Genomic DNA, 19,038 nt, shown 5'->3' with positions numbered 1-19,038 from the left:
TGTCTACTGAAAGTGGGGGCCCAGTGGTTACAACGACAGTGTGATCGATTGTACCACAAACTAAACGAACGTCCATGCAAATTTCAAGTTTAATCGAGCGATTAAACGGATTTTATCAATTGAAATAACCAAAATAGCCCGCGATCAAGACGCCCAGGCCGGCCGGATAACACCACCAAGCAAACCAATGCAGCCGATTTGATTCACTCCACCGAATCAGCCATTTCAGGGCAATAATGCCAACGAAAAACGAGACGGCGGCACCGATCAACAAGTGGCTAATCGAGTATTCGAGTCCTTGTCCGTCACTGATCTGCTCGTAAACGTCCTTAAGCGTCAGGATTGTGGCACCACAGATGGCGGGAATCGCTAGCAAAAACGAGAAAGTCACTGAATCGTCATTTTTGAGTCCTAGCAATCGACCGCCCAGGATTGTGGAACCGCTGCGGCTGATTCCCGGCAGGATGGCGACCGCTTGAAACGTTCCGATGATCAGAGCACCCACGTAGCTGAGCGATTGATAGTCGCCGTCGCGCGGTTTCAACTTGCCTAGGATCAACATCATCGTCGCGGTCACCAACAGCATCGCTCCGGCCAGCATCGGGTTCCGCAGGATTGACTCGAACTGTGTTTTGATCGTCAAACCAATCACAACGGCGGGCAGGGTGCCGATAATCAGCAACGGAATCACGCGTCGATCGCTGGAAAGTAGGTTCAGGATTCTTCGCCAGAACACGACCAGGATCGAACCGAGCGTCCCAGCATGCAGGATGACTTCCAACGTCGGCGATTCGGTCAAGTTGCCCATCAAGGCACCCAGAATCACCAAGTGGCCGGACGAACTGATCGGTAGAAACTCAGCGATTCCTTGCACGACCGCAAGAAGGATGATTTGAAGGACTTGCATATTGAAATTTTGTTTTGTCGAGCCAAGTTAGACATTGATTTGGGGCGGCAGACAGTATGATCGAACTCAAAGTCGTGGTAACCCAATGTTCCTAAAAGCGACTGTTGCAAAGAACGAATCAGCGAAAGGTAATCGTTATCACGATGAAACCAGATGTAACGACTAGTGACGCCACCCCATCCAGCGGAATGACCGGCGATATCGTCAACGTGATCCGCGGATTCTGCATGGGTGCCGCCGATACGGTTCCAGGTGTCAGCGGTGGCACCGTCGCGCTTATCCTGGGTCACTATCACCAGCTCGTTTCTGCAATCAGCAGCGTTGATTCGACCTTCGCTGGTCTGGTGATGTCTCGGCAATGGACGCAAGCGTTCAAACATTTCGACGGCAGATTCTTGGTCGCACTTGGGCTGGGAATCGGCATCGGTGTGGCGACGCTTTCCGGCGTGATGCATTATTTGCTTGACGTCTACATGCCGGAAACGTTGGCGGTATTCATGGGGCTGATGATCGCCAGCGTTTGGGTTGTGATGGGGTACATCAATCGTTGGTCGATCGGCACTTGGGTGGCACTTGCGATTGGAATCATTGCAGCGATCGGGATCACCGTGATGCCGATGGCCCAGGGGAACACCAGTCTTCCCTACCTATTTTTCTCTGCGACGATTGCAATTTGCGCCATGATCTTGCCGGGCATCAGCGGTGCGTTCGTGCTGTTGTTGCTAGGCGTTTATCACTCGGTCACTGGTTTGATTAAAGACGCCGCGCGAGGAAACATCACGGCGGATTCGTTGACTCAGATTGCCGTGTTCGGTTGCGGTTGCATCGTGGGGCTGTTGTCTTTTTCGCGATTGTTGAAATGGATGCTGGAACATCATCACAACGTGACGATGGCGACGTTGATGGGGTTGATGATCGGCAGCATCGGAAAGCTATGGCCGCTGCAGATTCCAACGGCGGAAACCGCAAGCGAAGAATTAAAACTGCGAGTCATGCAGTATGTCTCGCCCGCCAATTGGGACGGAAACCTATGGACGCTGGTCGGTTTGGCTATCGCAGCCATGATCGCCGTGATCGCGATCGAAAAGACAGGGCAAACGGTTAAGGAATAGACGTTGATCGCGTTTACCCAACCGAGATTTCGGGAACCTCGTAGCCCTTGCGGTATTCTCGTTTCAACATTGCGTTGGCTACTTCTGCGTTGTCGCCGACAAACTGCTCGGTCGCCGCGTCGAGTTCAAGCATTGGACTTAGCTTGATTGCGTCGTCGGTTAGTTCGAGGCCATGCTGTTGAACCAGGTCGCCCATCTGCCCCAGCAGTTCGTTCCATTTGTCCAGCGAAATCGCTTCGGCACGCTCGGCTGAAAACGCTTCGCCGGCACGCACGGAAATGTTGGCTAGATTGCACCAACCGGTGCTGTCGTTACCTACCGCGACATCTGCATTGAGCATGGAACTGTCGCGTGACCTGACGGCATCGATGAAGTTGGCTTGGTGCTGGACATTGCCACCGGTTCCTGTAAACGTCTTGATCGTCTTCCCGTCTTTGTCCAACGCGATGCCCGCACCACGACTGCCGCGAAGCTCGCCACCTTCGCAATAAGCGATGTAGCCCGAACCGGGGCCGGGATGCTCGGGCACCGTTTTTCCGCCACGTGGGATGGCCAAGTTGGTCAGTCCGATCACCACTGGGATCGAACCGGTATCAAAGTAGGTGAAGTGAACGTTGGGCGTTTCACCCGCGTCCTCCCATGACACTCGGCCGCCGCCACCCAGAATGCGATGTGGCAGAGCGACTGAATCCTGGAACACGTTGTTGCGGACATCGTCGAGCACGTGGACGCCCCAGTTGCCCATTTCACCGCTGCCGGTGTTCCAATTCCAATGCCAATCGTAATGCAGCTTGGGACGATAAATCGGTTGGTCTTGCGCCGGACCAAGCCATAGGTCGTAATCAACATTTGAATCGACACTCAACGGCGTGTCAGTCTTACCGATGGGGCGTCGGATCCCGTAACGGTTTACTCGTGCGGACTTGATCTCGCCGAGAGCTTTTTCTTCATGCAAAAACTGTTTGATCTCGGCCTGCATCGGATCACTCCGCTGCTGAGTCCCGATTTGGCAGACTCGGTTGTACTTGCGAGCAGCGTTGACCGTTTGTCGGCCTTCCCATTGACTGTGCGACAAAGGTTTTTCAACGTACACATCCTTGCCCGCTTCCATTGCCCAGATCGTTGCCAAGCAATGCCAATGGTTGCACGTCGCGACCACCACGACGTCGATCGAATCCGAAGCGATCAGATCTCGCAGATCCTTCCACTGCTGGGCCTTGGGATACTGTTTGCCGACTCGTTCCAATCGATTCTGATCGGTGTCGCAAAGCCCAGCGATGTTGACGCCATTGACTTCACTGAATTGCCGCATCAACTGTATCGCACGTCCGCCGCAACTGATGAAACCGACGTTGATATCGTCCGCAGTACTTGCCCCGAAGCTACGTGGAGCCAACGACGTGGTGACGCCCAACGCGGCAGAGGCGGCCATGAAGTGACGGCGAGAAAGAACGTTAGCAGGCTTTTTCATTGCTTGGCACTTGGAATAGGGTTGGCAGAAACAATCAATTTCGCCACTGATTATAACCCAATTCCATCGAGACGGTTTTCAAACGTAGCTGATCCCGCCAGGGTTCAGTCCACGACCGGATCAAGCTCGACTGACCCCCGGCGGGATCAGCTACGCCTGGGAACCAGAAAGTAGGCCGTAGCGAGCCATAGCGAGTTACGGCATTGCGCAAATTGCCGTAACTCGCTATGGCTCGCTACGGCCTACATGCTGGCGAATAGGGAAATGTGCAGCTTGCCCAATTTGCTGCGTTGCAAATCAGCTTCTTAAGCTGCTGCCGGTAACGACTGAGTAATCTGGATTTGTCGCTCCTGAGCCAAATCGACAATGGACGTATCCGTTTCGCCGTGACTCGGTTTCCACATCGCAATCGTAGGGCGAACAAAATCGTCTCCGCCACTGCGAATCACGCGACCGACGTGATCGTTATTCAACTGGACCGCGCTGCCGATCGGATGCAACGATGTGGCTTTCAATAAACAGCGAACAACGTTGGCATCAAACCGTTTTTGTTTCACTTCCTGCAGCAACGCCACATTGGCACGATAACCCTGGATCGCCAAACGGTGTTTTCGTGTGCTAACCATTCCCACGAACGCATCAGCCACGGCGGCAATTTTTGCCAGCGGATGAATTTGTTCCGCCTGGTAGCCGCGTGGATATCCGCTGCCGTCGCATCGTTCATGAATTTGGTACAGCACTAAACGCGACACCATCGAAACTTTCTCGCCGAATCGTGTCGCAATATCGATCGCTTTAACAGGATGATCCGCTAGACGCCGAAGTTGGCCATCAGTCAATGCATCCTTGGTGTCGAACAATCCAACACCAACCGACCTCATCCCAACATCGTGAATCAGGCAGCCAACACCAAGGTCGATTAACGCCTTTTGATCCAATCCCATCTCGGCACCGATCGCAATTGCCAACGAAGCGAGATGAACGCCATGCCGTGATGGATAATCCGATTGATAGGGCGACGTTGCCAATGCAACCAGTGCGTCGGCATCTTCGACCCAACGATCGACAAGCTCGCTGCTGATGTCCATCAGCGGTGAAACTGACGCACCACTTCCACGGACTGAATCTTCGGTAAAATCAACCATCACGTCGATTCGATTGTCACACTCGGTCGCCCACTGCGATTGCAAACCATCCGCGTACGGTGATCCCGGACGGCGATCAGGTTGCACGGCGATCGCTTTGTCAGCTTTCAAGTCAAACGTTTCCGCCTTGGATTGATCCGCAGACAGCAACAGTTGGTCTACCTCTTTTGAACCATCGTTCTGCAGTGTTGACCGAACGTAAGCGGGTGGCGGTGGCACCTTGGTGCGTCGCCCTTGCGGCACGAATGCAGACAACCTGGCGAGGTCGCGTTCCGAAACAATCACCGTTTCAATGCCACGCTGAACCAATCGCTCAATCACGTGTTCGTCAATCCTGACTCCGGCCGCCAAAAGCTTCAAACGCGGCTGCGCAGGGTCAACGATCGCGGATGTTAGCACCGCGCCGATCTTTAATTTACTCAATTCGACTCGCCTGCATTTCATTCTATTGATTATCGCCGCCCGGTAGGGTTCAGTTTGATTCGATTATCCGGTCCCCTCAAAATCGATACAGATTTTGCTCGCCAAGCGTGAAACTGATCTCGCGTCCTCGTTACAATCACACACTGCAGCAAATTTTACCTAAGCACCTCATTTTTTAGCCGCTCCGTTTTAAGCCGATCCGTTTTCGCCCAATTTTTCCATGGAACCAGTCCCACAAAAACACGAATGGCAGATCCGGCACCTGGGCGTCGTGTCGGTGCCAATGACCGAATCGCAGATGCGAAAACGATTGATGCAACTCGCGTCTGGCGATGTGTTTGTTCGGCAAGGTGAGTGCGACTGGGTGCGGGCGTCCGCGATTATCGCCAAGCTAGAAAAGTTGGATCGCGACGGCGTTTACCTGCGTTCGCGAGACAATCGGGGCAAACACCAAACCGTCGGACCGTTCACTCCTGCAAGAGCGTACGATCTATTGTCGAGTAAGAACATTGAAAACCTGGAAGCAAAGATCGGACGTGAGAGTGCATGGTGTCCTGCAAGCCAAGTCATGGAGCACTTCGAGGCCGTGCTGGCGAAGGCGCAATCAAAGCAGAACGTTACAAAACGCCCTGTTACACCCGAGCCGGTGTTAGAAGAGACCAAGCCACCGGAAGTGAAACTCCTGCAGGCATGTCCGTACTGCAAAGCCAACGTCAATGTTGCTCGATTTTCCGATGGCACACTGATCGCTTGCGGTTCATGCTCGAAGCAGTTTTCAGTCGGCCAACAATCAGTAATTCCGGACGAACCTGCGAAGCCCTTTTCCATGGATGCCGCCGACGTCAATCCGCTTCCGCTTCCCGACCCCGTCTTTGAAAGCGTCCAACTGCCGTCGCCATCACAACCGAACGCCGCAGGAAACGCAAAGACAAACGTCAATCCCTACGCCGCACCAAATCAAACGCAACCGCACAGCCCGCATCAAGGTCGCCCACCGAGTAACGCAAAGTACGTCATTCCTGGTGTATTCATTTCGCTTTGGGGAACGTTTCTGCTCGTGATGTCCTTGCTACGACTCGCCGGCTTAATTTTTGTGTTCACCAAGGTTGGTTTCGACTCGTTGAACTCTTACCAATTGGGTCAAGCGATCGGCGGATTGGCCATCGGTATCGGACTTTCCATCCCGATGCTGATTGGCGGAATCAACATGATTCGCCAGCGCGGAATCAGCAGCGCTCGCACGGGCGCGGCGGTAGCAGCGATTCCCTGTTTTGGTTGCTTCATATTCCCACTCGGCATCTGGGCTTGCATCAGCCTGTATTCAAAACAAGCCGACGCAGATTTTCGCTAAGAGATTTGTCGCGACATAACTTCCCGGTTTTTTGTTTAACCGCGTGGGCATCGCCCCGCGCGTCGTGCGGCCCCGAACGCGCGGGGCGATGCCCACGCGGTTAAACGGTTTAGAAAACCGTCACGGCGTTGGGCATCCCCCCCGCACGCTACGTGCGATTCGCGCGACCCGTTGGGCACGCGGCTAAACGACATGGGCTGATATAAATCGGGAAGTTAATTCAGGACAGTTCCTAAGCGATTTGGAAAGACGTCGTTTACGAAACTGTTTTGCAGAACCATCAATTCAATAAAAATTGTGGGGGGGGCGACAGGCGATAATTGAGGAACGATGAAAACAAAGCAGTTGAAAAATTCAGAAAAGCCTTTTATCCGTTCATTAATACGGCTTTCGACTGACGGGAAAGTACCGGGGTCAAACAAGTTCACGTGCGAGTTAACAAATTTTTGAGGTGTAAACGTTGATTTCCGCCAAGTTTTTCCACTCATGCATGTCGGATCCCGCTCATAATCAAACAAGGTGTACGCGATCTTATTCCGATTAAACGTAGGTGAACCATGATTAGACCAAAGTCCCCCTTTTGCCTCTTACTTGCGACTATCATTTTTTTAAGCTTGCAATCTAGTTCGTTTGCTGACATTCAAATTAATGGATTTACCAGCAACACGAATGACCGTTTTACCAACCACCCCAGTTTTATCGCTGGCGGTTTTGATTTGAGCGGAGTGGGTCATTCAGATGGAACTGGAAACACCCGTGGCTGGGGAACTCTAATCAGCCCAAATGTCGTGTTGACGGCAAGACACTTTGCCCCAACTGAGTTGTATTTTTATCCAAATAACGACACCTCCGAGACACCTCAAGTTAGGAGTGTTATTGGGACTCAAAATGTTGGCGACACGCCTGGCTCGTCCATCCAGACCGATTTGACATTATTGAGGCTTAACGCAAACCTGCCGTCAAACTTTCAGACCTACGAAATCGCTGACGAATTCCTTTTCACGCCATCAGGAACTCCCTCAGGTACCGTGACCACGGCAGGTAGTTTCCAAAATGTCAACGCTTACATGTCTGGATTTTCGAGAAACCGGCCTGTGGGCAACAAGGCAGCCCAAGCTTGGGGACGTAATCGAATATCCGGATTTGTGGACAATGTTGATTTCCAAAACAACACAAATTCTGACATGCTGTTTTTGCAATACGATTCCACTGCTGGCGGATTCGAGTCTCACGCCAGAGGTGGCGATTCAGGCGCTCCATTGTTTATCGACGATGGTGGTGAGTTGCTGTTGCTGGGCGTGAATAGTGCGTTGTTCTTGGACATTGTTGAAGATGAAGATGGCAACGAAATTAGCCGAACCGTTCAGGGCACGGGCGTCAGCTACGTCGGCAATCATGCTGCAGAAATCCGAAGCTTTATCGTCACCAACGCCGTCCCCGAACCCGGCACTGCAATATTGCTTTGTATGGGCGTCGTGGGGTCACTCTTGAAGCGTCGTCGTTGACTAATAACTCTCGAAGCCCCTCTGGTTATGTCGTTTCTAGTTGCGTTGGATCCAAGGATTTTCGTTATCTGAAATCCTTACTTCGTCTTTGATGAAGTCAACGATCGTCGGAATCACTTCTGATGCTTCGTTGACTAATGCTGGGCCAGTTAGCGAAGTATCGATCATTTCGAGTTTGAAACCTGGTGCGGTGCCGCCGCCGACTCGTGTTTTGACGCCCTCGATTCGCTTGGCGATTCGGCGAGTCTCTTTGGCTTCGGGGTTGGTGGATCCGCCAATGATCAAAATGGGCAAGCGAAGGATATTTGGATCCTTTAGCGCGGGATCAATCGGCACTCCCTTGATCTGCTTGTCCGGCGACACCATGACGATGCCCTTAACGTCTTGCCCTTGCTTCATCGCACCAATGCTAGGGAAGCTCCAATCGCGGGCTGCCCAGGTTGTCCCCAAAATACAGCCCTCGCGGATGCCGATGATGACCAGTGCATTCAAGTTCAAATTACCAGCGTCGTTTTCCTCTTTCAGGAACCCCTTCGCCTTTTCTAAGTCCATTGCAATGATGTTTCCGACGTCACGCTTCCCCATCCGTGCGACATCAAACTTTTGTTCTCTTCCGCGTCGGTCAACGTAAACCATACTGCCACCGTGGCCTCGGTAATCGGGAACGAGCACCGCACAACCCGCTTCACGCAGCGCCAGAACCAATTGCAAATAAGGACTCGCCTGTCCCCTCCACTCGTGAACGATCAAAACGGGGATCGCTTCCTTGCCTTTGTCTGATGGAAAGTAAAACGACCGAACCTCGATTCCGTCTTTTGTCTTCAGGATGACAGGTCTTGGCTTCAGCTTTTCGTCTTCCTCTTTTGATTTGCGTTTCGTCGGTCGTTGCGTAGGCGATGGGCGTTGTTTTGCAGGTTTCGTTTCTGGTGGTGCCTCTTTGCCTGGCGGCGTTTTGGGGGCCTGCGCAGAAGCGACACCGGAAAGCATCACCATCACGGCAGCGACCGCGACCATCATAAAAAACATAGCGACTTCAGGACGGTAAATCACCGAGGAAGGAAGTGGTCGAATTCTTTCGGCAGCACGCATTCGGGAGTCTCGTATGAGGTAAAGAACATCTTCCTTCACATTAAACCGATGCGCCGCACCGGTCAAACCAGGATTCCCAATGGTTATCCCAGTGGTTAACCCAGTGGTTAACCCAGTGGTTAACGCAGTAATTACTGTCCAAAAGTAGTCGTTTGCGGACCGCAGACTGAAATGTTCGCCTTTCAGCATCGCAAGCCGGGTGCCTATAATTGCGTCAGAGAAACCGAGTTTACAACGCAGGCATTCCATTGATGAATTTCCGAACCAACTTCATTATCGTTTTGATGCTTTCAGGATCAATCTGCGGTTTCTCTCAAAATGTTCACGCTGAAGATGTCTTTGCAGACTCAATCGATGTAGGTATCGAACAGCAAACGAAAATTGAAAATCTTGTCACTCAATTGGGTTCCAACCAATTTGCCAGCCGCGAACGTGCTGCGACCGCGCTGATGCAAATGGGAACACCCGCTTTGGCGGTTCTAGCCAAGCGAGAAAAATCAACCGAAGATCCTGAAGTCCGCGATCGCATTTCTGGGCTCGTAAAACAGATTACTGAATCCAACACTCAGGCCAAAATTGATCGCTTCATGGCCGGCCAAGAGGTTGACTTTGAAGGATGGAATCGCTTCGGTGAGTTGATGGGCGACACAGTTACGGCTCGCGAGCTTTTTGTGGAAGTCCATTTGGAGCACCCTGATCTGCTGCGAAGTTTGGGTCAGGATGCAAAGGAACTGCAACGAGCGATGGACATCGTCGATGCAAAGATTCAAAACCGTATGTTCGTCAAACGACAACATCCCAGCAGGGCTGACACGATCGCATTGCTGTTGCCGGCCTTCAATCCAAAGGTTTCTTTTTCGCCTGGATACGAGAACACGATCGTCGGCGTGCTGGACCGACTTTCCGCCCAGCAAATGCGTCGCGATCCGAGGCTGGAACCCGGACTTCGCAGCTTGATCGGTTCCTGGGTTTCGCGATGTACGTTGGCCGGCCGAGTGGAAACGTTGACAAAGGCGATGCAGTGGGATGTCCCCGAGGCATTGCCGATCGCAATCTCAACGCTCAGCGAAACCGACGACATGCAAACGTTGGTAGTGTCGATGCAAACGATCGCTCGCTTCGGTGACGCAAAAGATTCCGCGTCGCTCAAAAACTTGCTAACCGACAATCGTGTGACCGGCGAAGCAGGTTATGGCAAACAACAATTGATCCAAACTCAAGTTCGTGATGTTGCCATTGCCACGATTGCGATCTTGAACGACGTGCCGCTGGCGGAAGTCGGTTTCCCTCAAGCATCAACGCATGCGATGTTTGGGTTTACGATTCTAGGAATTGGGTTTCCGAAAAGCCAGGAAGCCAACCGCAACAAGAGTTTGCTGCGGATCGCAGAAATGATTTCGCCAACACCGACCAATGGATCGTAGATTCGTTAGGCCCGGAGGGCCGGCAGCTCCCTGCCGGATGCGCGAGCACCCGGATGCCTGCGGCTCACCTGCGTCGCTCGCCATCCCACCTGCGTAGCGTGACGCTATTCCCTCAGTTAGATTCATGGCTCACTTGCATGAACCTAATCTCGATTAAAGGATGTTTTATGGCCACGCTTCAATTCTGTGGTGCCGCTGGCACGGTAACCGGATCGTGTTCGCGTGTGGAATCGGAATCCGCTTGCTTTCTGGTTGACTGCGGCCTCTTTCAGGGCAACTTCACGACCCAGCAATTGAACCTTGGCGAGTTTCCTTTCGATGCTTCCAAACCAGAATTCCTGATTCTGACCCACGCACACATCGACCATAGCGGTCTGCTTCCAAAGCTGACCAAAGCCGGTTTTACCGGACCGATCTACACAACGCCGGCGACGGCACGGTTGCTGGAATTCATGTTGCTTGATTCCGCCTACATTCAAGAATCCAACGCCGAACGGCAAAATCGAAAAGCAGAACGTCGTGGTCAGAAACCGGTTGAACCGATTTATTCGATCGACGACGCCAAGCAAACTCTCACCCAGCTAAAAACTTTCGACTATGAAACCTGGTTCAATCCAACCGATGCAGTCCGCGTTCGGTTCTGGAACGCAGGCCACTTGCTTGGTTCGTTGTCGGCGGAAGTCGAACTTGCCGAAGCGGGCAAGACGATTCGAATGCTGTTTTCGGGGGACTTGGGGCCAGAGGAAAAAGCGTTTCATCCTGAACCCGACGCACCCGCAGGTTACGACTATGTGATTTGCGAAAGTACGTACGGAAACCGAGATCGCGAAGACTACACGCTGGAGGCTCGTCGATCGGCAATGAAAAAAGAGTTGCAGAAAGGTCTCAGCCGAGGCGGCAACGTCGTCATCCCTTCGTTTGCAGTCGAACGGAGCCAAGAACTGCTGCACGACATCGCCGTCTTGTTGGATTCAGGTGAAATTCCCGACGCCACCGTCTATCTCGATTCACCGCTGGCAGGTAAGGCGACCGAAGTCTTCATCGATTTCGCTGGCAGCATGGAAGACATCGAGATCGATTCAAAGGAACTGTTCCGCCACCCAAATTTCAACATCACCGAAAGCGTCGAAGAAAGTAAAGCGATCAAGAAGGTCAAAAAAGGAGCGATCATCATTTCGGCTTCCGGAATGTGTACCGCAGGCCGAATCAAACACCATTTGAAGAACAATATCTATCGTCCCGAATCCACGATTCTGTTCGTCGGTTATCAATCGCCTGGTACGCTGGGGGCGATCATTACGGGCGGTGCCAAAAAGGTCCGTATTCACGGCAAAGAGTATCAGGTGCGAGCCGATATTCGGCGTCTTGGGAATTACTCTGCACACGCTGACCAGCCGGAATTGGTCAACTGGTTGGTCGAACGTGGTCCTGTCCACGGCGGTTTGTTTCTAAATCATGGCGAAGACAAATCACGGCAAGTGTTGAAGGACTTGATGGCAACAAAAGGAATCGATGCCGACAAGATTTTCCTGCCCGGCTTCGACGAAAGTTTCGAGCTTGTCGCCGGCGGGACCGCTCATTCGTCGGAACGACCTCAGCCGCGTATTCCCGTTGACCAATTGGAATTCGACTGGCACAACGAGTACGCCAAGTTCATCTTGAATCTAAGTTCTCAGTTGCAAGCCGCAGATTCAGCAACCGAGCGACAAAAGCTGATGCAGGACTTGGGGAAAGTTCTGAAACAGGGTTAGCTAGGCCTTGCTGATCAAAACTCGATCACGACTTTGCCAACGTGTTTTTGCGAGGCGAAGTAACGGTAGGCGTCTAATGCGTCATCAAAAGCAAACGACTTATCAATCACTGGTTTGATCTCGCTGGCGGTCATCGCTTGAATCGTTCGCTCGTGCATCGTGCGACTGCCGACGTAGATTCCTCGAATGTTCAACAAGTTAAACACGCTCAGCATGGGGCTGATCTTTGCCGAGGGTGAATCCAGGACTCCGATTAGATGAATGTTGCCACCGACTTTGGTGCTCTTGATTGATTTCTCTAGCGTTCCAGGCCCGCCGACTTCAACCACGTGATCGACACCAACGCCATCGGTCAGCGACTTGACTTCGCGATGCCAATCGGGATGCGTCTGGTAGTTGACGGTTTGATCCGCCCCCAACGACTTTGCGAGTTCTAGTTTCTTGTCGCTTGACGAGGTGATGATGACGCGAGCACCGGCGGACTTCGCCAACTGCAACGCGTAAATGGAAACTCCACCGGTCCCCAACAACAAAACCGTTTGCCCTGCCACCAACCGATTCACCTCAAACAACGCGTGCCAGGCTGTGACAGCGGCACACGGAATCGACGCAGCTTCGGCGAACGACATCGAATCCGGAATGGCGACGAGTGACTGCTCAGGGACCACAATGGACTCTGTCAGCACACCATCGATGCCTCCACCGAGTGACGATCGCAGCATCGCGTCGGTGACCGAACCGTCAATCCACTTCTGCACAAAGATCGGACTGACGCGATCACCGACCTTCCACTGTGTCACCCCGTCACCGACTTCGGTAATCTCACCAGCACCATCGGACAGCGGCACGACAGGCCGCGTATCGTTGCGCATGTAGCCGCCCGCCGCAACGCTTAGGTCGCGATAGTTTAACGATGCCGCACGCATTCGGATCTTAACGGTTCCGGGGCGGCAATCGGGTTCAGGTTGATCGACCGTTTCAATTGCATCAATTCCGCCGTCAGTTTTTACAAGACAACTTTTCATCAAGATTCCTTTTTGTAGGTGCGTTTTTCAGACAGATACGGCAAACCCTGTACCAACTAAGGAACGAGCGGGAAATTAGTGTCGCCTTTCGCTCCGCGAAAGTAGCGAATCCGCTTCTTTCGCGGAGCGAAAGGCGACTATAAAAAGTCGCACGAACTGATCCCAACCGTAGCTGATCCCGCCAGGGTTCAGTCGAGCATCAGTCGATTGTGGACTGAACCCTAGCGGGATCAGCTACGTTTTAACATGACTTTAATTGCGGCGGCCTTTCTCGATCAATTCTTCACCATCTTGGACCTCGGGGTCTGCCAGTGTTTCCTCAGTGCTTTGCGGATCTACTTTCCGGCACGCTGCGGTCAACTTGTCGGCCAACTCGTCCAGCGGATCTTCCCAGGTTTCCACGGTCGATTCCAACGGAGGAATGTTGGCCATTTCGTCCAGCAACATGATCATCCGCAAGCAGTGACGAAACAGAATGCCCTCTTCTTTTTGCAACTTACGAGCGGTCACGTATTTGTTGAAATCAAATCCAAACTCAGCCAATTCGCCCACGATCCAAACCGGTGTGATCGACACATCGTGAACGCGAGGAAATTCGTGCTGGAACATTCGCAACACCTTCTCGCCGATCGTCAACGGCCAAACCCGTGGCTCTTCAAACATCACTCGACCAAACCCGCGATCCTTGACCTCGTCTTCTTCACCCGACTTCGCACCAAGTTCTTCCGACGTCGCCAAACCTAGCTGTAACAACTGAGGATCCAACCGCATCGTCGCCAAGTCGCCCGCTGGCATGTCATCGAGCGACGGCATGCGGCAATACCTGGCCACACTGCCAGGAACCTGCAGAACACTTTCCAACACCGCAATCCGCTCATTCGGATCCGCCGCCGCCAACTGGTCAGCAATGTAGACGCCCAACAATGGATGGATGCTTCGCAGGTGAACCAATCGCGACAAACTTTCGGTCGGCGTCGCGTTTTCCGGCCGATAATCATCGACCTCGTAGCCGCGACTTTGGATCAAATCCGGATCCGAATTTTCGTCTGCCTCGGACTCTTCCTTCTCTGGTTCTTCATCCGTTTTCATTTGATCCAGAATGTCGCCGAACAGACCACCGGTGCCTTCTTTCTTCTCAGAAAACTCGCCTTTTTTCGGAGGCCCTTTTTTCGCTGCTGCCGCGCGTGGCTTGGGTTCCAGTTCGATGTAACCGGCCGTCCAAAATGTGATCAGCATCCGATTGAGATCACGCTGAGCTTCCTCGATTCCTTTGGGTGGCAACAAACGACGACCGACCATATCACGAATCGGTTGGACGTTTGCATCGCGTCCAAACAGGTAGGCCAACAACCGCCACGGCAACCGACCGCGACTTTCCAGGTTCGCTGATTCGGCAGTCTGCAGTTGCTCGAACTGTCCCTGCGTCCAATAGGTTTCACCGGATCGCCGTTTGGGCATCTTCTTTTTCAGTTGCTTCCGCGCCTTCATCAAGCCCGGGTCTTTGGTGTCCTCTGGGATTGAATCGTACTTCTCTCGCCACTTGTTTAACTTGACGTCGTCTTCGTGAGCCAACGCGAAGACGTAGCCCTGGTCATCAAATTGTGGGCGACCGGCGCGGCCGAAAATTTGTTGAGCCGACGCAATCTCACAGAGTTTCTTTTTGTCTCGCGGTCCCTTCAACAAGCTTGGCAGGACTACGCTGCGGGCGGGCAGGTTGATACCGGCTGCCAGTGTTTCAGTGCAAACGCAGAACGCCAGTAGTTTTTTGCAAAACAGATCCTCGACGACGCGGCGATAACGAGGCAATACACCGGCGTGGTGGACCCCGACGCCTCGCATCAAGATCGCCTTCAGTTTGGGACCGGCACCTTCGGACATGTCGATGTCGGCTAAATAATCGACGATGGTCTTCTGTCGTTCCTTATCGATCACGCTTTTGCCTTTCAGCAATTCCGCTGTCGTCCAACATTGGGCTCGCGAAAAACAGAACATCAACGCGGGCGTTTGACGCATCTGTTCATCGCCGGCGGAAATGCGTTCCGCAAAGTCGGGCAGAATTTCGTCGTCGATCCACGAATAAGACAACGGAACTTTACGTTCAGTGCCGACAACGAGTTGCAATTTTCGATTGTGGGCACGCGCCAGCCAGGATGTAAACTCCAACGCGTTGCCAACCGTGGCGGACAACAACATGGTTCTGACATGCGCGGGCAATAAGCCAAGCGTCAATTCCCAGACGACGCCGCGTTCGCGATCATTGAAGGAGTGGAATTCGTCCATCACCACGGAGGTCACGTTGCTGAAATCAAACGCGTCGGGGTTCAGCAGACGGTTGAGCAAAATTTCGGCCACAACCACCAGCACCGGTGCATCAGCATTGACGCTGCGATTACCGGTTACCAAACCGACACTGTCAGCGGGGAATCCCCAGCGAACGGCGGACTGACGCAGTTCGTCCAGCTTTTGATCGGTCAGCGCGATCAGCGGCGTCGTGTAGTACATCTGTTTGCCGGTCCGCAGTGCTTCGTAGACGGCTGCTTCGGCGATCAGCGTTTTGCCGGTCCCCGTCGGTGCGCATACCAGCACGCCTTGATCGCCTCGGTCGGGGTCACCGGCAAAGTGGGCCAGCAGGGCTTCTTCTTGAACGGGATACGGATCGAACGCCAGCAGATCAAAGTACTCGGCGGCCAGGTCGTCGCGTGTCGGATTGTCGTTGGATGCAGTCATGTAAAGAGGATAGTGCAAGCGACGGGGCCAATGATAGACTTGGCAAAATGAGAACTGCAAAAGACGATGCAATTGAGATCTGGAACGCGGGTGTTGCTGCGGTGCTGGCAAGACCGCTGGTGATTCGCGAAGTGGTGGTCAGCGAAGATAGCAACGAAGATAGCGGCGAATTGTGGATCAGCGGTCACAATTTCGACGGCCGCAATTTTGATCGTGTCATCGTTGTCGGTGCCGGCAAGGCGGCGTCAGCGATGGCAGACGGGCTGGTCAGTCAAATCGGCGATTGGCGACCGGTCAGCGGATGGGTCAACGTGCCCGAGGGGACTGAGAAAGACATTGCGGGCGTCGTGACTCATCCGGCCCGGCCTGCATCAGTCAACGAACCCACCGCGGCCGGGATTCTTGGCACCGAACAGATCATGCAAATCGTCGGATCCGCCGGGCCGCGTGACTTGGTGCTGGCGGTCATCTGCGGTGGCGGCAGTGCGTTGTTACCCTTGCCGGCCGATGGCATTTCACTAGATGACAAGCTTTCTGTCATTCGCCATTTAAGCGGATCGGGCGCGACGATTGATGAACTGAACACGGTGCGTAAACATTTAAGCAAAGTCAAAGGCGGCGGTTTGCTAAGAGCTTGCCGTGGCAGGCATCTGGTCACACTGATGTTGTCCGACGTGCTGGGTGACCCGGTCGATTTAATTGCGTCTGGCCCAACGGTGGTGGATCCATCCAGTACAGCCGATGCACTTGCCGTGTTGGCCAAGTTCGATCCTGATCGAACGCTTAGCGAGAGTATTTATCAATGTCTGGAAGATGCACCGGAGCCTGTCGCAGATTCCAACCTCGTCGAATCAACCGTGGTGATGTTGGGCAATAACGCTTTGGCGGTCGATGAAGCTGGAATCGTTGCCGAGTCGCTCGGTTACAACCATGTGATGCAATCGGCGACGTCAAGCGAAGGGCCAGCGGAGGACGTCGGCCGTCATTTGGCTGACATGGTGGTGCAAATGCTGAGAGCCGACCCGAATGCTCATCGAACGGATTGTTTGATCACCGGTGGCGAGCCAACCGTCACGCTCGCACCCAGCGATGTGCGTGGCAAAGGTGGACGCAATCAACAATTGGTGTTGGCGGCTTACCAACAATTACTGACGCATGATCTGTCACAACAAGAATGGGGCCGCGTTGTCATTCTATCCGGCGGTACCGATGGCGAAGATGGTCCGACCGACGCGGCGGGAGCGTTCATCGATGCGAATGTTCATCGATCGGCAGAAAGTCAGTCGCTGAACATCGCTGACCATTTGCGGCGGAACGATGCCTATCACTTCTTTAAAGCAACCGGCGGGCTGTTAATGACGGGCCCAACGGGAACCAACGTTTGCGACATTCGCGTTGGCTTGGTTAAGGAACGTGCTACTTTTCATAGTCGCCTTTCGCTCCGCGAAAGCAGCGGATTCGCTACTTTCGCGGAGCGAAAGGCGACACTAATTTCCCGCTCGTTCCTAAGTCGCAAAGTACAAGTTCCTAGCGAACATAAACCGGTACGTAGATTGTCGGACGCCGGTAGCGGCTATTCATCGTCGGGACGCCGCTCCATTGTGGCCGCGATGGTGTGTAGCCCATCCACAAGTTGTGTTCATGGCGAAGCATTCGCTGGCGTGATCGATACAACGCTCGGTCCTGACGAATTTCGCTGGCGGTTCGTCTTTCAACGTTTGACGGCAGCGTACGACCGCTTCCACCATTGTCTTCTAGCGAATCGAACAACTGGATTCGATCGATCGCGTCCGAGCGAGTCTTGGTTTTCGATTCTTGTGCCGATGCCACGGTGGACGTTGCCGCTATCGACGCGGCAGCCAATAGAGACAGCAACATGTGCTTGGCAACAAATGAGCGTAGTGACATGTTCATGGCGACAGAGTTTCCGAAGTCGATCGTTATAAAAACAGCTCGCCAACCCACTGATTTATTCGTGACCAGGCCTTTTGAATGAATCGACGAAAAGCGAACTCGAATCAATCCACTGGTAAAATATGCGGGCTGCATTCGAGGTTTTGTCGAAGAAAGTTCGGATTGCGTTGACCTGACGGGTCACTGGAAAGCCATCAGTATGCAATTTGACGGCAATCCGCTGTTGCATTTTTGACGATAGGACTAAACTAGATTGACAGACGCGATGAGTTACCAATCTAAATTACCAGACTGAACTACCGAACCAGGAGAATCTGAGCCGTGAAATCTGCCTTCCGTTTTGTTTCCGTTACCGCTGCTGCCTTGGCACTCACCTTCACACTTGGCTGTGCACCACCAGCACCACCGGAAGTCGACACATCGACAGAAATGGTGGAACCGAGCAGCAACACCACCACCTCGGCCGAAACGCCAATGACCGAAGAACCGGCTGGCGAATAGAAGCCTTAGGTCAATAAACAACGAAACCTTAAACCGTCTGGCAACGAAAGTTACCAGGCGTTTTTTTTATTTCACCCACCAACTGACCGTAGCTAATCCCGCCAGGGTTCAGTCCAGCGCCGGCCGATCGAGCGACCGAACCCAACACCATGAAGGGTTTCTAAATTGTTTAACCGCGTTGGGCATCGCCCCGCGCGTCGTGAAGGGTTTCTAAACTGTTTAACCGCGTGGGCATCGCCCCGCGCGTCGTGCAGCCCCGAACGCGCGGGGCGATGCCCAACGCGGCTAAACGAACGAAGGAACGAGCTGGGAATAGGTGTCGCCTTTCGCTCGGGACGTCGCATTAATTACTGCCGGATTGGTGTCGTCACCCATCCCGAGCGAAGTCGAACAAATCAATGCAAATTGTCGTTGATCGATCCGCGATCATAACGCTGGTGAATAGTCCCAGAGGGACGGAAGCTCTCTGCCGGTCTTTTCTGAAAATGTCACCATTAATAATGGCTGAGTGAATAGTCCCGGCGGGACGGAAGCTCTTTGCCGGTCTTTTTTGAAAATGTCACCATTAATAATGGCTGAGTGAATAGTCCCGGAGGGACGGAAGCTCTCTGCCGGGGATGTAAATCCCCGGATGGCAGCGTTATCTCTCACCAATTCTCTGGCTCGGTTTCGCGGCGTAGCCGCGAAACCGAG

13 protein-coding genes are annotated in these 19,038 nt (G+C 53.2%); 7 read left to right on the top strand and 6 right to left on the bottom strand.

What is annotated here, in order from left to right; all coding sequences use genetic code 11:
• Positions 1-115: 115 nt before the first annotated feature.
• Positions 116-907 (bottom strand): undecaprenyl-diphosphate phosphatase, encoded by a 792-nt coding sequence (locus RC85_RS13830; RefSeq protein ID WP_068263784.1) that lies wholly within the window; start codon positions 905-907, stop codon positions 116-118.
• 143 nt (positions 908-1,050) lie between these two features.
• Between RC85_RS13830 and RC85_RS13825 the strand changes: the two genes are divergently transcribed.
• Positions 1,051-2,019, top strand: a complete 969-nt coding sequence (locus tag RC85_RS13825) for a DUF368 domain-containing protein (protein ID WP_068263783.1) — start codon at positions 1,051-1,053, stop codon at positions 2,017-2,019.
• A gap of 13 nt (positions 2,020-2,032) precedes the next feature.
• On the opposite strand, the gene RC85_RS13820 is transcribed toward RC85_RS13825, so the two are convergent.
• Positions 2,033-3,490, bottom strand: a complete 1,458-nt coding sequence (locus tag RC85_RS13820) for a Gfo/Idh/MocA family protein (RefSeq protein WP_068263779.1) — start codon at positions 3,488-3,490, stop codon at positions 2,033-2,035.
• Positions 3,491-3,795: 305 nt separating this feature from the next.
• Positions 3,796-5,058, bottom strand: coding sequence for an HD-GYP domain-containing protein (locus RC85_RS13815; RefSeq protein ID WP_160148229.1), 1,263 nt, complete (start codon positions 5,056-5,058; stop codon positions 3,796-3,798).
• 220 nt (positions 5,059-5,278) lie between these two features.
• On the opposite strand from RC85_RS13815, the gene RC85_RS13810 reads away from it, so the two are divergent.
• Positions 5,279-6,409 (top strand): hypothetical protein, encoded by a 1,131-nt coding sequence (locus RC85_RS13810; RefSeq protein ID WP_068263772.1) that lies wholly within the window; start codon positions 5,279-5,281, stop codon positions 6,407-6,409.
• 557 nt (positions 6,410-6,966) lie between these two features.
• The gene (locus tag RC85_RS26280) at positions 6,967-7,914 is read left to right on the top strand and encodes a trypsin-like serine protease (protein WP_084422650.1); all 948 of its coding nucleotides are present in this window, start codon (positions 6,967-6,969) and stop codon (positions 7,912-7,914) included.
• A gap of 36 nt (positions 7,915-7,950) precedes the next feature.
• On the opposite strand, the gene RC85_RS13800 is transcribed toward RC85_RS26280, so the two are convergent.
• On the bottom strand, positions 7,951-9,003 hold the full coding sequence (locus RC85_RS13800) for an alpha/beta hydrolase (RefSeq protein WP_068263762.1): 1,053 nt from the start codon (positions 9,001-9,003) through the stop codon (positions 7,951-7,953).
• Positions 9,004-9,254: 251 nt separating this feature from the next.
• On the opposite strand from RC85_RS13800, the gene RC85_RS13795 reads away from it, so the two are divergent.
• Together RC85_RS13795 and RC85_RS13790 are read left to right on the top strand one after the other, a co-directional pair.
• Positions 9,255-10,427: a hypothetical protein gene (locus tag RC85_RS13795; RefSeq protein WP_068263759.1), complete on the top strand. Its 1,173-nt coding sequence runs from the start codon at positions 9,255-9,257 to the stop codon at positions 10,425-10,427.
• Between the two features lie 167 nt (positions 10,428-10,594).
• Positions 10,595-12,178 (top strand): MBL fold metallo-hydrolase, encoded by a 1,584-nt coding sequence (locus RC85_RS13790; RefSeq protein ID WP_068263756.1) that lies wholly within the window; start codon positions 10,595-10,597, stop codon positions 12,176-12,178.
• 14 nt (positions 12,179-12,192) lie between these two features.
• On the opposite strand, the gene RC85_RS13785 is transcribed toward RC85_RS13790, so the two are convergent.
• Both RC85_RS13785 and RC85_RS13780 read right to left on the bottom strand, forming a co-directional pair.
• Positions 12,193-13,203 carry a zinc-dependent alcohol dehydrogenase family protein gene (locus RC85_RS13785; RefSeq protein WP_068263753.1) on the bottom strand — a complete coding sequence of 337 codons (1,011 nt, stop codon included), beginning with the start codon at positions 13,201-13,203 and terminating at the stop codon, positions 12,193-12,195.
• Between the two features lie 252 nt (positions 13,204-13,455).
• A complete protein-coding gene (locus RC85_RS13780; RefSeq protein ID WP_068263750.1) occupies positions 13,456-15,930 on the bottom strand; it encodes a DEAD/DEAH box helicase in 2,475 nt (824 codons plus the stop codon).
• A 47-nt stretch (positions 15,931-15,977) separates the two neighbouring features.
• On the opposite strand from RC85_RS13780, the gene RC85_RS13775 reads away from it, so the two are divergent.
• Both RC85_RS13775 and RC85_RS13770 read left to right on the top strand, forming a co-directional pair.
• Positions 15,978-17,876, top strand: a complete 1,899-nt coding sequence (locus RC85_RS13775; protein ID WP_068263747.1) for a glycerate kinase type-2 family protein — start codon at positions 15,978-15,980, stop codon at positions 17,874-17,876.
• 289 nt (positions 17,877-18,165) lie between these two features.
• On the top strand, positions 18,166-18,345 hold the full coding sequence (locus RC85_RS13770; RefSeq protein WP_068263744.1) for a hypothetical protein: 180 nt from the start codon (positions 18,166-18,168) through the stop codon (positions 18,343-18,345).
• Positions 18,346-19,038 lie beyond the last annotated feature (693 nt).

Origin of the sequence: Rubripirellula obstinata, from assembly GCF_001642955.1 — a bacterium.
Lineage (GTDB): Bacteria > Planctomycetota > Planctomycetia > Pirellulales > Pirellulaceae > Rubripirellula > Rubripirellula obstinata.
This window is presented reverse-complemented; position numbering and strand designations above follow the sequence as displayed.

Coding starts and splice junctions, on each gene's coding strand:
- RC85_RS13830 (WP_068263784.1), bottom strand. CDS start 907: ATGCAAGTCCTTCAAATCATCCTTCTTGCGGTCGTGCAAGGAATCGCT.
- RC85_RS13825 (WP_068263783.1), top strand. CDS start 1,051: ATGAAACCAGATGTAACGACTAGTGACGCCACCCCATCCAGCGGAATG.
- RC85_RS13820 (WP_068263779.1), bottom strand. CDS start 3,490: ATGAAAAAGCCTGCTAACGTTCTTTCTCGCCGTCACTTCATGGCCGCC.
- RC85_RS13810 (WP_068263772.1), top strand. CDS start 5,279: ATGGAACCAGTCCCACAAAAACACGAATGGCAGATCCGGCACCTGGGC.
- RC85_RS26280 (WP_084422650.1), top strand. CDS start 6,967: ATGATTAGACCAAAGTCCCCCTTTTGCCTCTTACTTGCGACTATCATT.
- RC85_RS13800 (WP_068263762.1), bottom strand. CDS start 9,003: ATGCGTGCTGCCGAAAGAATTCGACCACTTCCTTCCTCGGTGATTTAC.
- RC85_RS13795 (WP_068263759.1), top strand. CDS start 9,255: ATGAATTTCCGAACCAACTTCATTATCGTTTTGATGCTTTCAGGATCA.
- RC85_RS13790 (WP_068263756.1), top strand. CDS start 10,595: ATGGCCACGCTTCAATTCTGTGGTGCCGCTGGCACGGTAACCGGATCG.
- RC85_RS13785 (WP_068263753.1), bottom strand. CDS start 13,203: ATGAAAAGTTGTCTTGTAAAAACTGACGGCGGAATTGATGCAATTGAA.
- RC85_RS13780 (WP_068263750.1), bottom strand. CDS start 15,930: ATGACTGCATCCAACGACAATCCGACACGCGACGACCTGGCCGCCGAG.
- RC85_RS13775 (WP_068263747.1), top strand. CDS start 15,978: ATGAGAACTGCAAAAGACGATGCAATTGAGATCTGGAACGCGGGTGTT.